The organism is Limnobacter sp. CACIAM 66H1 (assembly GCF_001601825.1).
In the GTDB taxonomy this organism is placed as follows: domain Bacteria; phylum Pseudomonadota; class Gammaproteobacteria; order Burkholderiales; family Burkholderiaceae_B; genus Limnobacter.
The window spans coordinates 17,412-30,369 of sequence record NZ_LUJK01000043.1 but is presented as its reverse complement, the minus strand read 5'-3'; the positions used below and the strand labels follow the sequence as shown (position 1 = coordinate 30,369).

Annotated in this window: 15 protein-coding genes; 8 read left to right on the top strand and 7 right to left on the bottom strand. The window is 53.6% G+C overall.

What is annotated here, in order from left to right:
• The coding region (gene gatA / locus A0129_RS12120) for an Asp-tRNA(Asn)/Glu-tRNA(Gln) amidotransferase subunit GatA (protein ID WP_291715315.1) at positions 1-1,439 on the top strand (1,439 nt) is incomplete at its 5' end.
• 15 nt (positions 1,440-1,454) lie between these two features.
• Positions 1,455-2,894: an Asp-tRNA(Asn)/Glu-tRNA(Gln) amidotransferase subunit GatB gene (gene gatB / locus A0129_RS12115; RefSeq protein WP_291715313.1), complete on the top strand. Its 1,440-nt coding sequence runs from the start codon at positions 1,455-1,457 to the stop codon at positions 2,892-2,894.
• 66 nt (positions 2,895-2,960) lie between these two features.
• Here gatB and A0129_RS12110 read toward each other — a convergent pair whose 3' ends face one another.
• Positions 2,961-3,743 carry an exodeoxyribonuclease III gene (locus tag A0129_RS12110; RefSeq protein ID WP_291715311.1) on the bottom strand — a complete coding sequence of 261 codons (783 nt, stop codon included), beginning with the start codon at positions 3,741-3,743 and terminating at the stop codon, positions 2,961-2,963.
• Positions 3,744-3,767: 24 nt separating this feature from the next.
• On the opposite strand from A0129_RS12110, the gene pyrE reads away from it, so the two are divergent.
• Positions 3,768-4,472 (top strand): orotate phosphoribosyltransferase, encoded by a 705-nt coding sequence (gene pyrE / locus A0129_RS12105; protein WP_291715309.1) that lies wholly within the window; start codon positions 3,768-3,770, stop codon positions 4,470-4,472.
• Positions 4,473-4,538: 66 nt separating this feature from the next.
• On the opposite strand, the gene A0129_RS12100 is transcribed toward pyrE, so the two are convergent.
• Genes A0129_RS12100 through A0129_RS12080 form a run of 5 tightly spaced genes read right to left on the bottom strand, consistent with a single transcriptional unit; the run spans position 4,539 to position 8,200 of the window.
• Positions 4,539-4,823, bottom strand: coding sequence for a DUF493 family protein (locus tag A0129_RS12100; RefSeq protein WP_291715307.1), 285 nt, complete (start codon positions 4,821-4,823; stop codon positions 4,539-4,541).
• 3 nt (positions 4,824-4,826) lie between these two features.
• Positions 4,827-6,020, bottom strand: a complete 1,194-nt coding sequence (locus A0129_RS12095; protein ID WP_291715305.1) for a D-alanyl-D-alanine carboxypeptidase family protein — start codon at positions 6,018-6,020, stop codon at positions 4,827-4,829.
• Between the two features lie 46 nt (positions 6,021-6,066).
• A complete protein-coding gene (locus tag A0129_RS12090; protein WP_291715303.1) occupies positions 6,067-6,705 on the bottom strand; it encodes an alpha/beta fold hydrolase in 639 nt (212 codons plus the stop codon).
• Entirely contained in the window at positions 6,702-7,013 is a 312-nt protein-coding gene (locus tag A0129_RS12085) for a ferredoxin (protein ID WP_171097375.1), read from the bottom strand. Before A0129_RS12085 ends, A0129_RS12090 begins: the two co-directional genes overlap by 4 nt.
• 41 nt (positions 7,014-7,054) lie before the next feature.
• On the bottom strand, positions 7,055-8,200 hold the full coding sequence (locus A0129_RS12080; protein WP_291715301.1) for a VanZ family protein: 1,146 nt from the start codon (positions 8,198-8,200) through the stop codon (positions 7,055-7,057).
• Between the two features lie 46 nt (positions 8,201-8,246).
• On the opposite strand from A0129_RS12080, the gene A0129_RS12075 reads away from it, so the two are divergent.
• From A0129_RS12075 to A0129_RS12065, 3 genes are read left to right on the top strand one after another with little or no spacing between them, the layout of a single operon-like run.
• Positions 8,247-9,041 (top strand): biotin--[acetyl-CoA-carboxylase] ligase, encoded by a 795-nt coding sequence (locus A0129_RS12075; RefSeq protein WP_291715299.1) that lies wholly within the window; start codon positions 8,247-8,249, stop codon positions 9,039-9,041.
• Entirely contained in the window at positions 9,038-9,856 is an 819-nt protein-coding gene (locus A0129_RS12070) for a type III pantothenate kinase (protein WP_291715297.1), read from the top strand. Before A0129_RS12075 ends, A0129_RS12070 begins: the two co-directional genes overlap by 4 nt.
• Entirely contained in the window at positions 9,853-10,584 is a 732-nt protein-coding gene (locus A0129_RS12065; protein WP_291715295.1) for a hypothetical protein, read from the top strand. Before A0129_RS12070 ends, A0129_RS12065 begins: the two co-directional genes overlap by 4 nt.
• A gap of 1 nt (position 10,585) precedes the next feature.
• Here the strand turns inward: A0129_RS12065 and A0129_RS12060 are convergent, their stop codons facing one another.
• Positions 10,586-11,683 carry an SAM-dependent methyltransferase gene (locus tag A0129_RS12060; RefSeq protein WP_291715293.1) on the bottom strand — a complete coding sequence of 366 codons (1,098 nt, stop codon included), beginning with the start codon at positions 11,681-11,683 and terminating at the stop codon, positions 10,586-10,588.
• A 120-nt stretch (positions 11,684-11,803) separates the two neighbouring features.
• On the opposite strand from A0129_RS12060, the gene A0129_RS12055 reads away from it, so the two are divergent.
• Together A0129_RS12055 and A0129_RS12050 are read left to right on the top strand one after the other, a co-directional pair.
• Positions 11,804-12,568, top strand: coding sequence for an SDR family oxidoreductase (locus A0129_RS12055; RefSeq protein WP_291715291.1), 765 nt, complete (start codon positions 11,804-11,806; stop codon positions 12,566-12,568).
• Positions 12,565-12,957, top strand: coding sequence for a dihydroneopterin aldolase (locus A0129_RS12050; RefSeq protein WP_008248053.1), 393 nt, complete (start codon positions 12,565-12,567; stop codon positions 12,955-12,957). The genes A0129_RS12055 and A0129_RS12050 overlap by 4 nt, the downstream gene beginning before the upstream one ends.
• The last annotated feature ends 1 nt before the right edge of the window (position 12,958 follow it).

Here is a 12,958-nt window from a genome sequence, read left to right as displayed (position 1 = left end):
ACGAGAAAAAAACCAGTGCCGTAGAGTTGGCGCAAGATGCTTTGCGCCAAGCCGGTGAGCATTCCAGTCTGAACGCATTTGTCGACATTCGCGATGACCTCACCCTGCAACAAGCCAAGGCCGCTGACGTACGCATGGGCGCGGGTGAAACCGGTGCCTTGTTGGGAATTCCCACTGCACACAAAGACATTTTCGTGACCAGGGGCTGGACCAGCACAGCGGGCTCCAAAATGCTGGCTGGCTACCAAAGCCCTTTCGACGCCGAAGTGGTATCGCGTTTGAACGCTGCGGGCGCAGTGAGCATTGGTAAATTGAATTGCGATGAATTTGCAATGGGTTCATCGAATGAAAAAAGCGCCTATGGCCCTTGCCTGAACCCTTGGGACACCTTGGCTGTGCCTGGCGGTTCTTCGGGCGGGTCAGCCGTGGCAGTGGCTGCGGGCATTGTCCCATTCTCAACGGGTACGGATACCGGGGGCTCCATTCGCCAGCCAGCGTCTCTGTGCGGAATCACGGGTATCAAACCCACTTACGGCAGTTGCAGCCGCTACGGCATGATTGCCTATGCCAGCAGCCTGGACCAGGCTGGACCCATGGCACACAGCGCTCGTGATTGTGCTTTGGTGCTCAACACCATGGTGGGTTTTGATGAGAAAGACAGCACCAGTGTGCAAAGGCCAGTGCCGAATGAAGACTTTACGGCGGGCTTTGGAAAGCCATTGCGAAACGGTGATGCCTCCAAGCCCTTGGCTGGAGTCCGTGTGGGCTTGCCCGCTGAGTTTTTTAGTGAGGGTTTGGCTGCGGATGTGCGCTCCCCAATTGACGATGCGCTCAAGCAGCTGGAAGCCTTGGGTGCCTCGCTGGTGAACATCAGCTTGCCGCGTACCGAATTGTCCATTCCTGCTTATTATGTGATCGCGCCTGCTGAAGCAAGCTCCAACCTGTCGCGTTTTGATGGCGTGCGTTACGGGCACCGCGCAGCCGAGTACACCGATTTAAAGTCCATGTACGAGAATTCGCGCAGCGAGGGCTTTGGCCTTGAAGTACAGCGCCGAATCATGGTGGGTGCGTATGTGCTGTCTCATGGTTATTACGATGCGTATTACCTTCAAGCCCAGAAAATTCGCCGACTGATTGCGCAAGACTTTCAAGCGGCTTTCCAGCAATGCGATTTCATTGCTGGCCCGGTTAGCCCCACAGTCGCATGGAATTTGGGCGAGAAGTCAGCTGACCCGGTGCAAATGTACTTGGCCGACATTTACACGCTCAGCACCAGTTTGGCTGGTTTGCCCGGTATGAGCGTACCGGTGGGGTTTGGCGACAAACATCGCCCTGTCGGCATGCAATTGATTGGCAATTATTTCAAGGAAGGGGAATTGCTGGCGCTGGCTGATCATTACCAAGCCGCCACCGATTGGCACCTTCGTACTCCGTCTTAATAAAGGGATCGCACCATGCAATGGGAAATTGTGGTGGGTCTTGAAACCCACACCCAGTTAACAACCGAATCGAAAATTTTTTCGGGTGCCAGCACCGCTTTTGGTGCCGAGCCCAACGCTCAGGCCTGCGCCGTGGATTTGGCCTTGCCGGGTGTGTTGCCGGTCATGAACAAGGCTGCCGTTCAGCGCGCCATTCAATTTGGTTTGGCTGTGGGCGCCAAAGTGGCGGAGCACTCGGTGTTCGCCCGCAAAAACTATTTCTACCCGGACTTGCCCAAGGGCTATCAAATCAGTCAGTTTGAAATTCCGGTGGTGCAGGGTGGCTCTGTTAGTTTCCTGTTGGGCGATCAAATGAAAACCGTGCGTTTGGTGCGGGCGCACCTGGAAGAGGACGCGGGCAAAAGCCTGCACGAGGATTTTGCCGGTCAGTCGGGCATTGACTTGAACCGCGCAGGTACGCCCCTGCTGGAAATTGTGACAGAGCCCGACATGCGTTCGGCCGAAGAGGCGGTGGCCTACGCCAAAACCCTTCACACCTTGGTCACTTGGCTGGGAATTTGCGATGGCAATATGCAGGAAGGCAGTTTCCGTTGTGATGCCAACGTGTCTGTTCGCCCCAAAGGCGAAACCAAGCTGGGCACTCGCTGCGAGATCAAAAACCTGAACAGCTTCAAGTTTTTGCAGGCTGCCATTTTGTATGAGGCACAGCGGCAAATCGAAATCATTGAAGATGGTGGCGTGATCAAACAGGAAACCCGTCTTTACGATCCTGATCGCAATGAGACCCGTTCCATGCGCAGCAAGGAAGATTCGGAAGATTACCGTTATTTCCCCGATCCCGACCTTCCCCCATTGGTCATTTCTCCGGAATGGGTGGAGCGGGTTCGTGCCGAGATGCCCGAGCTGCCCGGTCAGAAGCAGACTCGCTACCAAAGCGAGCTGGGTTTGAGTGAATATGATGCGGTGACGCTCACGGCCAGTCGTGCGATGACCGATTATTTTGAGGCTGCTTTGGCCCAAGCTGGCAATGACAAAGCCAAGCCCTTGGCCAATTGGTTGCTGGGCGAGTTTTCTGCCAGCCTGAACCGTGACGACAAAACCCCTGCGGAATCGCCAATTACACCTGCCTTGATGGCGGCCTTGGTGAAACGTGTGGTGGATGGCACTTTGAACAACAAAACTGCGAAAGTGGTGTTTGCAGCTTTGTGGGATGGCAAGTACAGCGATGTCGATGCTTGTATCAAGGGCGAGGGTTTGGAGCAAATCTCCGACTCGGGTGCCGTTGAAAAAATGATTGACGATGTGCTGGCTGCCCACCCGGGTCCCGTGGCTGAATACAAAGCGGGCAAAGAAGCGTCATTTAACTTTCTGGTGGGGCAGATCATGCGTGCAGCGCGTGGAAAGGCAAACCCGGCGCAGGTGAATGAGATTTTGAAAGCCAAGTTGAGTGCGTGATTCCTTCGCCAACCCGACGGGGTTGCCTGCTTCCTCACTGAAAACCGCCTGATCAGCGCGCCATCCTCAAAGCGGATGGTCGTAATCCGCAATCAACGGCGCGTGATCCGAAAACTTCTGCGCTTTGTAAACACTCACCTCTTGAATCTTCTCGCGTAAAGCCGGGCTTACCATTTGGTAGTCGATCCGCCACCCCACGTTTTTGGCGTAGGCCTGCCCCCGGTTGCTCCACCAAGTGTAACAACCCTCAGTTTCTTCGGGGTAGAGCACGCGGTAGGCATCTACCCAGCCGCGTTTTTCAATCACTGCACCGATCCAAGCACGTTCTTCGGGGGTAAAACCACTGTTCTTCAAATTGCCTTTCCAGTTCTTGAGGTCAATTTCCTTGTGGGCAATATTCCAGTCGCCGCACAGTATTACAGGTTTCCTTTTTGATTCAAATTCGTCAAAAACCTGTTCAAAGTGATCTAAAAATCGAAATTTAGCCTCTTGGCGTTCTTCCGAGCTGCTACCTGACGGGAAATAGATGGATGACACAATCATGTTTTCGAATTCGGCCGTGACCATGCGTCCTTCTGCGTCGAATTCAGTGTTATTTAGTCCGTAAATTACATTAAGTGGCTCTACTTTGCAGTAAAGGCCAACACCGCTGTAGCCCTTCTTTTCTGCAGCCTGAAAGTAGCCTTTGTACATTCCGGGTTGCAAGTGCTCAGGTCCAAGGTCCGCCAGGTGGGCTTTGATCTCCTGTACGCACACCACATCGGCCTGGCTTTGGTTCATCCAGTCGAAAAACCCTTTTGTGCGGGCAGAACGAATTCCATTCAGATTTGCTGAGATAATGCGGGTCATTGTGTAACGTCAGTTTTTTAGGGATTGATCGTGGTCGATTCAAGTCAAAATTTGCAGGTTCTTTCCGATCAGTTTTTGCAGTTCGCTGTCGAAAAGCAGGTGTTGCGCTTTGGTGAATTCAAGACCAAGGCGGGAAGAATGTCGCCGTATTTTTTCAATGCGGGTCTGTTCAACACAGGTTCTTCGCTGCAAAAGCTCAGTGAATTTTACGCACAAACCTTGCTTGAGCAAACTGCCGAGCGTGGAATTCAGTTTGACATGCTGTTTGGCCCTGCTTACAAAGGCATTCCTCTGGTCGCCGGAGCCACCATGGAAATGGCCCGTCGCGGTCGCGATGTACCCTATGCATTCAACCGCAAGGAAGCCAAAGATCATGGTGAAGGTGGTTCGCTGGTGGGGGCTCCACTGGAAGGCCGGGTTGTCATTGTTGATGATGTCATCTCGGCGGGAACTTCGGTGCGAGAGTCTGTTGAGATCATTCGTGCCAATGGCGCCGAACCCGCGGCGGTATTGATCGCGCTGGATCGAATGGAAAAAGGCATGCGCGACGGGCAGGACACCCAGCATTCAGCAGTTCAGGAAGTCGAGCAGTTGTATGGAATCCCTGTTTTGGCAATTGCCAACCTGCAAGATCTTTTGCGTTATCTGCTCACGCGTCAAGCGGCCAATGTCCGCCTTGCGGGTTGGTACGAAAAGGTGAAGGAATACCGCAGTCGCTACGGCGTGTAGTGGCTTCCAACAAAAAGCCGCACCACTTTGTTAAGCGGGTGCGGCTTTTTTGTAAAGTAATCCCGATCACAAAACGACCGACACCAATTCATGCCCTGAAAGGGCCCGATAAATATTGTCCAGTTCGTCCTGGTTGTTGACGTACACTTTGCAGGTGAGGCTAAGGTAGTTGCCCTTGCTGCTGGGGCGCATGTCAACGCCTGCCACATCAAATCCAGGACTCATGCTCAGCAATAAATCACAAATGACTTGAGAAAACTCTGGCACGTTCTTTCCCATCACCTTGATGGGAAAGTGCGTCGGGAACTCAATCAGGCTTTTTTTGTGGTCACCGGGTGTTGGTGTGTTCATCGTTTACTCTTCAAACCATAGTTTGGCGGAGTCCACCATTCGGCCAAACAAGCCAGCCTCCTCCACTGTGGACAAAGCCAACAGTGGCACTGTGCCGATGGTCTCGCCATTCAGTGTCAGTTTCAGTTTGCCAAGTTCTGTTCCAGCCGGGATTGGCGCAATCAAGGTGCCCTTTTTCTCGACTGTGGCTTTCAGTTGTTTGGCCATGCCACGTGGAACGTTGATCAGCAGATCTTTGTTCACGCCCAGTTTCACTTCCTTGGCCTGACCTTTGTAAACATCGCTGGTGCTGATGGCTTGTTTGGCAGAATACAGTTTCACGGTTTCAAACATCTGATAGCCGTAATTCATCAGCTTCAGGCTTTCCTGCGTGCGTGCCTGGTCAGATGTCGTACCCAGCACCACGGACAGCAAGCGGCGATCCACTCCGTTGGGTAACGTTCGATTGGCTGAGCTCACCAAGCAATAACCGGCCGATTCGGTGTGTCCGGTCTTCATGCCGTCTACAGAAGGGTCGATCCACAGCAGGCGATTGCGGTTGGGTTGGCGAATTCCATTGTAGGTGTATTCCTTGGTGGAATACATTTTCTTGTAGTACTCAGGAAAGTCCATGATGATGCGCTTGGCCAGAATGCTCAAATCTCGGGCCGTGGTGTAGTGCTGGGGGTCAGGCAAACCCGTGGCATTCTTGAAGTTCGTGTCTGTCAGGCCCAGCCGTTTGGCTTGCTGGTTCATCAGGGTCGCAAAATTGTTTTCGTCGCCAGCCAGCAGTTCCGCGATCGCGCGGCTTGCATCGTTGCCTGATTGCACAATCACACCGTACAGCAGCTCTTCAACAGTCACAGGCTTGTTCGGCTCGATAAACATGCGCGAGCCTTCAGCCTTCCAGGCGAACGGTGATACAGGCACTTGCTGATCCATTCGAATTTGCTTGCTTTCAAGCGCAGCAAACGCCATGTAGGCTGTCATCAGTTTGGTCAGTGAAGCGGGTTCTAGACGCTCGCGACTGTTGAATTCGGCCAATGTCTGGCCTGTGGTCAGGTCGAGCAACATGTAACCTTTTGCACCGATCTCGGGTGGAGGTGGCATTACACTGGACTGGGCAGAGGCTTGCATGGCCACTCCGATACCAAGACCCAGAACCAAGGAGAGTTGGCCCATGTGGCGTTTGAATCGGGAAATTCCTGAATTAAACAAGTAAAAAGCTCCTGTACTAGAGAGAGGTGAAGTAAGTGGTTTGCGTTTAACTTGGGTAATAACGCACAACCAGCTCTTTGAGTTGAGGCAGTTTGCCGTGAAAAAAATGTTCCACTCCTGGCATGACCATCACTGGCAAGTTTTGTTCACCCGCCCAGCGCAAAACATCAACAAGTGGCACCGTGTCGTCGACTTCACCATGTATGACCAGTGTGTTGTCAGGCACTGCAGCTACTTTAAAGCGGCTTGTGGCGGTGCCTACCAGTACCAGTTTGCCGATATTGATCCCGGCCTCACGCAAACGTTGCGCAGCATGACTGGTGACAAAAGCACCGAATGAAAAACCAGCCATGGCAATTGGCGCCTGTTGCAATTCGGCTGGCAGTAGTGTGGTACGGGCCCGTTCGGTCAAGTGAACCAGGTCATCGGACTCGCCCTGCCCATTGTCGTGTGTGCCGGCGCTTTGCCCCACGCCCCTGAAGTTGAAGCGCAAGGTTACGAAGCCCATTTGGAGAAATGCGCGGGCCAGTGTTTGCACTACTTTGTTGTCTTTGGTTCCACCAAACAAGGGGTGTGGATGAGCGATTACTGCCAGTCCACGCAATGGGGCTGCAGGTTCATCAATGGACACCTCGACCGGGCCTGCAAGCCCGTTCCACAACTCATGTCGGGTTTTTGGATTCATGGCAACCGCAGGCGTTCCACAATTTCGCCGCCCACCAAATGAGAGTCAATGATTTCGTCGACGTCCGAAATATCCACATAGGTGTACCAAACGCCTTCTGGGTAAACGACCATCACTGGGCCTTCATCGCATCGGTCAAGGCAGCCAGCCTTGTTCATCCGGATTTTTCCTTGTCCGTTCAAGCCCAGTTTCTTGATCCTCTCCTTGGCATGTGCATGCGCGGCCGATGCATGGCAATCGGCACAGCAGCTTTCATTGTTGGGTCGTTGATTGGTGCAAAAGAAAACATGTTTCTCGAAGTAGCTCATGGCTGGGTGAGTCCGCGTGTGTGCTTTGGGTCGACAACGTATTATCGCCGAAAACGTCGCTCGGGCAGGCTCAAAAAGGTCAAAACAGTCAGCGCCAGGATAGGCCACAATTCACTCACCCAGCGCCCGGCCTCCTGCAGGCTTCGGAAAATCGCCAGAATGCCGCTACCCGGATTGCCAAGGTCCGGGTCGTAGACCCCGGGGAGCAGCAAGGTGATTAGCCACCCACCCAGAAGATGCAGCAGCCCGATTCTCGCCATGTGGTGAGGCAACACCTGCATCATTGAGATAGTGAGTGCAACAATGAAAGCAATCAGCAATCCCAAGCTGTTGGCTTCAAACCACCGTTGCCCAAGGTAAGTCCATGCTGAAACCGGCGCAAGCACCAGATAATCCAGCAACCGAATCAACAGGGTCAAGGCGATCAGCACCAGCAGCAAACGGGCGCGTGGCGAGCCGGCCTGTGTTTGTGCCAACCCAATCATCCAGGCGCACATCAAAAAACAATAGTTGATGAATGTGGGTGCAATGGTTTCAATTTTCAGCAACACTTCCAGCGGTATCCCAAACGGGGTGCTGTGCTGCAGTGGTCCCGGAATTTCCATCAGATTCCCCAGCCACAGCCCGGTGCTGAATGTAGGGTTTTGTGGCGGCAAAATACTCAGAAACCAAAGGCTAAGCAGACCCATGCCAATCCACGCGCGCTGAATCAGCCAATGCTCAATCCTGCGGTTCAGCAGCGGCGCAATTCGGTGTTGTGCGGTCACGTAAATACCCAACAACACACCCAGTGCGCCTCCAATTGTGTTGGTGGCCAGGTCCATCTTGGAAGGTACTCGGCTTGGCAAAAATGTTTGCATCGATTCCAGGGCGAGAGAAATCAATGCACACAGCATCACCACCAATATTTTGTCGAATGTACGCGGCTGTCGGTTCAGGCCCAGCAGCATCAGAAATCCCAGTGGAATGTAGCCCCCTATGTTGATAAACACATCAGCCCACAGTACTTTTTGATGAACGGGAATCCAGGGGCCAAACAGAAATTCAAAAGGACCAATGCCGATGTGGCGCCAATCGCTGTAGGGAAAGAGGCTAAGGTGAATCACTACGCAGGCATACAGGCTCGCAAACATCAGAATCCCAGTGTAGGGAGTTCGTTTCAGCAGGCTGGAATGGATTGGCGGCATGGCGTTTGAGCGATTCCTTGGTTTTGTGTCCCGTTCGGAGGTTAAGATGAGCAAAATTTCGCAACTAGCCCGAAGTGACCCGCATTCGATGTTAACCCAAGCCGATGTGCACTGGATCGAACTCGATTCAGTCGACTCAACAAATGATTACCTGGCTCGCGCTTACCAGCAGGGGCGGGTGTCCGGTCTGAATGCCGTGTTGGCGCACATGCAAACCGTGGGCAGGGGGCGTGCAGGGCGGCCATGGCGCGCGCACCCGGGTGCGAGCCTGTGTCTGTCCCTGGGCTTGCCCATGGCGGGGCAGCAAATTCCCTTCTTGCCCCTGTGTGTGGGTGTCGCGGTGGCGCAGGTTCTTGAACAGTGGAAGGTGCCTGTGCAACTGAAATGGCCCAATGACTTATTGGCAGATCAGCAAAAGTTGGGCGGTGTGTTGTGCGAATCTTTTCAAACCGGGCAGGGTGCCATCACTGTGGTTGGTGTGGGGCTGAATATTCAGGATATTGACGTTCCTGAAGCGCTGTCTGGTCGGGGTGCCACCAGCTTGTCGAATTATTTGTCTGCACCGGGTTTACCTTCCCCGCGTGAACTAGCCGAGGCAGTCGTGTCATCGATTTTGATGCGAATCGAGGCTGCAAATGTTCAGGGCATCGACTCAATCTTTGCTGAGTTCAGCCAACGGGATGTTTGGCTGCGCCGCCAAGTTCAAGTTGAGGACCACGGTGCGGTGTGTTTTGCCGGTGAGGCCATGGGCATTGACCGGCAAGGTGCCTACTTGGTGAATACCGAGCATGGCCTGCGTGCGGTTCACGCGGGTGACTTGTCGTTGAGGGTGAGGCTGTGACCAAGGCGGGTAGCTTGTTGTGTATCGATGCTGGAAACACCCTGGTGAAATGGTGCTTGCACGATAGGGCCAACGTCCGGTTTGAGCAGCCCTTCGCTTTTTTCAGTCAGGCCACAGCTGAATTCAAACCTTTTTCCGAATCATTCGGTGCTGTTCAACGCTATTTGGCCCCCAGTCTCAATTCTGGTCATGATGTGCGTGCCGTGTTGCTCAGCAACGTTCTGGGCCCGGAGTTCGAACAGTCCGTGCGTTCAATGTGCGGGGCGGCTGGCGTACCCATGCATGTATTGACTGTGAACAGACATGCAGAGGTTCAGTCTGCCTACCAAGCCCCGGCGACTCTGGGCAAAGACCGTTGGGCGGCATGCATGGCGCTCAGCGAGATCAGCAAGGCCAAGGTCAATTTGCTGGTTAGTCTGGGTACAGCCACCACGTTGGATGTGGTGGTTAAGAATGTCTGTTGGCAACACTTGGGTGGATTTATCGTGCCGGGTGTTGAAACCATGTTGCGCAGCCTGCACTCAAACACAGCCGAACTGCCCAAAGTGCAATTGGACAGCATCAGCACCAACAGTTGGCCTGTCAGCACGCAGCAGGCGATTGGTCAGGGTGTGGGTCGCATGCAAAAAGCAATGGTCGATTCCGTGGTTGCTCAGTTACAGAGTGAATACGGTATTCCCCCGGCCATCTGGCTGACGGGTGGTTTTGCATCGGCCATGCAGGCCCAACTGCCCCAGGCCACCCTGCTTGAATACGCTGTATTCAAGGGTCTGGTGCTTGATTATCGCTTGGCACAAAAAGGTGCAGCAGCATGAATGGTTGGCGATTTCTGGTTGTGTCGCTGTTGCTCGGCAATTTGGGCTTGCTGGGGTTTGGTCTCTTTGCAAACAATGACTCCCAAAAAACAATTGACTCTCCCGGTTTGCGTGCCGAGTGGGTTGGCATAGAACGTCCTTGGGATCAAGCGGTGGAGGTACTTCGAGCGCCCGTGGCCCCAGCCCCTAAAATCGATTTGAGAGAAGGGCAGGCCCAGCTTGATTCCGCCATTGAGAATGCCAGCAAACAGGTATTTGAGAATCCGAGGAACACGCTGGTGTGTTTGTTGTGGGGCCCCTTACTGCAAAGTGAATCCGCGCGTGTTCAAGAGGCTTTGCTGAATTGGGGGGGTGAAACGGATCGACTCGAACGTCAAGTACCGGTGGGCTATGTGGTCTACTTGCCGCAAGACATTGTGAATACCGGTGTGGGCATCGATCAACTTTCTGGCAAAGGCATTACTGACATGTTTTACATCACAACACCCGGGCCATTGCAAGGCACCATTTCTCTGGGGCTGTTCAGGGACCTGGAAAGGGCGAACGCCCAGAAGGCCGATCTGGCACGCCGTGGAGTCGATGGAGTTCAAATTCGGGAGCGACTGGGCCCGGTGCGTGTTTTTTTTGAACTTCGGGGAAACGCAACGGAAATTGAAACCGTGCGTTCTGTGTTTGAGTTGAACAGAAAGGGCGAGCTCAAGCCTTGTGAGGGACCAACTGGCAGCTGATTCAAAGATCCCCGCTTCGGTCCTTGTCCAAGAAAACCTGCGCCAAGCGAGTGTTCTCGGCATTGACCCCTTTGCTCCAGCAAATTACTTTGAATGCCTCTCCCATGTCGGCTTCATTTAGCAGGGTATTCAAATTCTGGCGGATCAATGCACCACGTGTCGGATGAGTAAATTCCGGTTGCTTCCGGGCCAGGTCAAGAATGCCATGTGCCAACAAAAACTCGCCTTGATGCGTGTACCCCTCAAGCTCGCCACCGCAGCTTGTCAGGGCTTCATAGACTGCGCTGAAGTTTACATGGGCGGTTAAGTCCTGCTGCCCCACGTTCACCAGAAAATCATCATGCGCTGTGTGCCGGCTTGTGGCGCGCAAAGTGCCCTGCCTGCGTGTTGGGTGATAGTAAACGGCTTCGTGAAAACCATAGTCAATCATTAGCGCCAGGCCGTTCAGACGCTCCGTGACTGTTTTGACCCATGCGATGCTTTGCTCCGCAATTTCCGATTCGTAACCTTCTGGCCATGGTCCGTGAATATTCTGCAACCGAGAAACCAGGGCAGCGAAGACTGGTTCGGCTGGTCTCCACACCCAGTCCAGCTTACCGTTAAGGTGTTGAACCCACGCCTCTAGCGGATGGCCTTCCTGCCATTTAAATCGGCGAACCGGCGTGGCATCCAGCACCTCATTGCCCAAAACTATCCCGCCGAGCTCTGTGGGTAGTTCTTCCAGCCACCGTACTTTTTGTTCTACCTGCGGGCCATGAAGTGCTTTTAACTTGGCCAACTGCACATTTCTTAATCCGGTCGATACATCGACGATGTTGTATTGCGTAATTAAATCACCAGCCGTTTGAATAATGTCGCAGGCCAGTTGCCCGGTCCCGGCCCCAAATTCATACACCACACCATTGCAGCGGGGCAGCACCTCGCGCAGGGCCTTGCCCAGCGTTTGTCCAAACAGCGGGCTCAATTCCGGGGCGGTCACAAAATCGCCCTGACGACCGAAAATATGCTCGCCTTTGGCGTAATAGCCGTATTGGGGGTCGTAAAGCGCAAATCGCATGAACTCGTCAAAGCGAGTCGCTTGATTAAAATTCGACAGCATTGGGCGGGTCTGGTTTAGAATAGCGGGTTGTTCTTTTAAAAATCAAAGCCTTGAAGTAAACCCTTCTCTGCTTGATCGTGGTTTTCCACTGGTGTTTAAATTCTAACCGATGACGCAGCAATGACACATGCCAATCCACAATATGCCCTGGTAACGGGGGGAGCCAAGCGATTGGGCAAGGCCATCTCGCTTGAGCTGGCGCGCGCCGGTTGGTCTATTGTGCTGCACTGCCGTTCATCATTGGCAGAGGCCCGTGACACCGCAGCTCAAATTGAAGCGTTGGGAGTCCGCTGTGTTGTGGTTCAGGCTGACCTGGAAAAACCCAGCGAAGTGGAAGCATTGTTTGACGCTGCTGAACAGGCTGGGCCGATCCGGTGCGTAGTCAATAACGCTTCGTTGTTTGAATTCGACTCTGGCGAAACTTTTCATCCCGAGCTTTTTCACCGGCACATGGCTTCTAACCTGGCTGCGCCCATTCAATTGGCCAAACGCTTGTTTCAGCATGTGCCTGACCATGAGCAGGCCGTGGTGGTTAATCTGCTTGACCAAAAACTCAAAAATCTCAATCCCGATTTTTTAAGTTACACCCTGACCAAAGCCGGGCTTGAAACAGCCACCACCATGCTGGCCATGGAGCTGGCGCCCAAGGTGCGTGTTGTGGGCGTGGCACCCGGGCTCACTTTGATTTCGCACCTGCAAACCGATGCGCAGTTCGAGAGTACACACCGAATTTCGCCTTTGAACAAATCCTCCGAGCCTCAGGACATTGCCAACACGGTCTTGTTCCTGGTGCAAAGCCGCGCAATCACTGGTACCACCATTCTTGTGGATGGCGGGCAGCATTTGGTACCCATGGCGCGTGATTTCAGCATGATGACGCCATGACAGACTGGTTCTTTGATCCCCGCCTGGCCGACTGCCGTCGCGTTTTCATTCGCGACTTTGATGTGTCCGCCGCGATTGGCGTATTTCCCCAAGAGTTGGGGCGTACGCAAGCGGTGCGCATCAACATTGATTTTTGGGTAAAGTGCGCATCAACTCCATCCGAGCGCGACTTGCTGGTCGATGTGGTCGACTACGATTTCGTACGTCCTGGCATTCATGGCCTGATTCAATCCGGGCACATCGGTCTGCTTGAAACCTTGGTGGACAAAACCCTGGCGTTGGTGCTTGAGCATCCCAAAGTGGTGGCTGCGCGGGTACGCGCTGAAAAATCCGAGGTTTACCCCGACTGCGAATCTGCGGGCGTCGAGGTATTCCGCTTCAAATCCTAGA

Excerpts from the sequence above, each read along its gene's own strand:
- A0129_RS12060 (WP_291715293.1), bottom strand. The coding sequence starts at position 11,683 with ATGCTGTCGAATTTTAATCAAGCGACTCGCTTTGACGAGTTCATGCGA.
- A0129_RS12050 (WP_008248053.1), top strand. The coding sequence starts at position 12,565 with ATGACAGACTGGTTCTTTGATCCCCGCCTGGCCGACTGCCGTCGCGTT.
- gatB (WP_291715313.1), top strand. The coding sequence starts at position 1,455 with ATGCAATGGGAAATTGTGGTGGGTCTTGAAACCCACACCCAGTTAACA.
- A0129_RS12055 (WP_291715291.1), top strand. The coding sequence starts at position 11,804 with ATGACACATGCCAATCCACAATATGCCCTGGTAACGGGGGGAGCCAAG.
- A0129_RS12065 (WP_291715295.1), top strand. The coding sequence starts at position 9,853 with ATGAATGGTTGGCGATTTCTGGTTGTGTCGCTGTTGCTCGGCAATTTG.
- A0129_RS12075 (WP_291715299.1), top strand. The coding sequence starts at position 8,247 with ATGAGCAAAATTTCGCAACTAGCCCGAAGTGACCCGCATTCGATGTTA.
- A0129_RS12110 (WP_291715311.1), bottom strand. The coding sequence starts at position 3,743 with ATGACCCGCATTATCTCAGCAAATCTGAATGGAATTCGTTCTGCCCGC.
- A0129_RS12090 (WP_291715303.1), bottom strand. The coding sequence starts at position 6,705 with ATGAATCCAAAAACCCGACATGAGTTGTGGAACGGGCTTGCAGGCCCG.
- A0129_RS12100 (WP_291715307.1), bottom strand. The coding sequence starts at position 4,823 with ATGAACACACCAACACCCGGTGACCACAAAAAAAGCCTGATTGAGTTC.
- A0129_RS12080 (WP_291715301.1), bottom strand. The coding sequence starts at position 8,200 with ATGCCGCCAATCCATTCCAGCCTGCTGAAACGAACTCCCTACACTGGG.
- A0129_RS12085 (WP_171097375.1), bottom strand. The coding sequence starts at position 7,013 with ATGAGCTACTTCGAGAAACATGTTTTCTTTTGCACCAATCAACGACCC.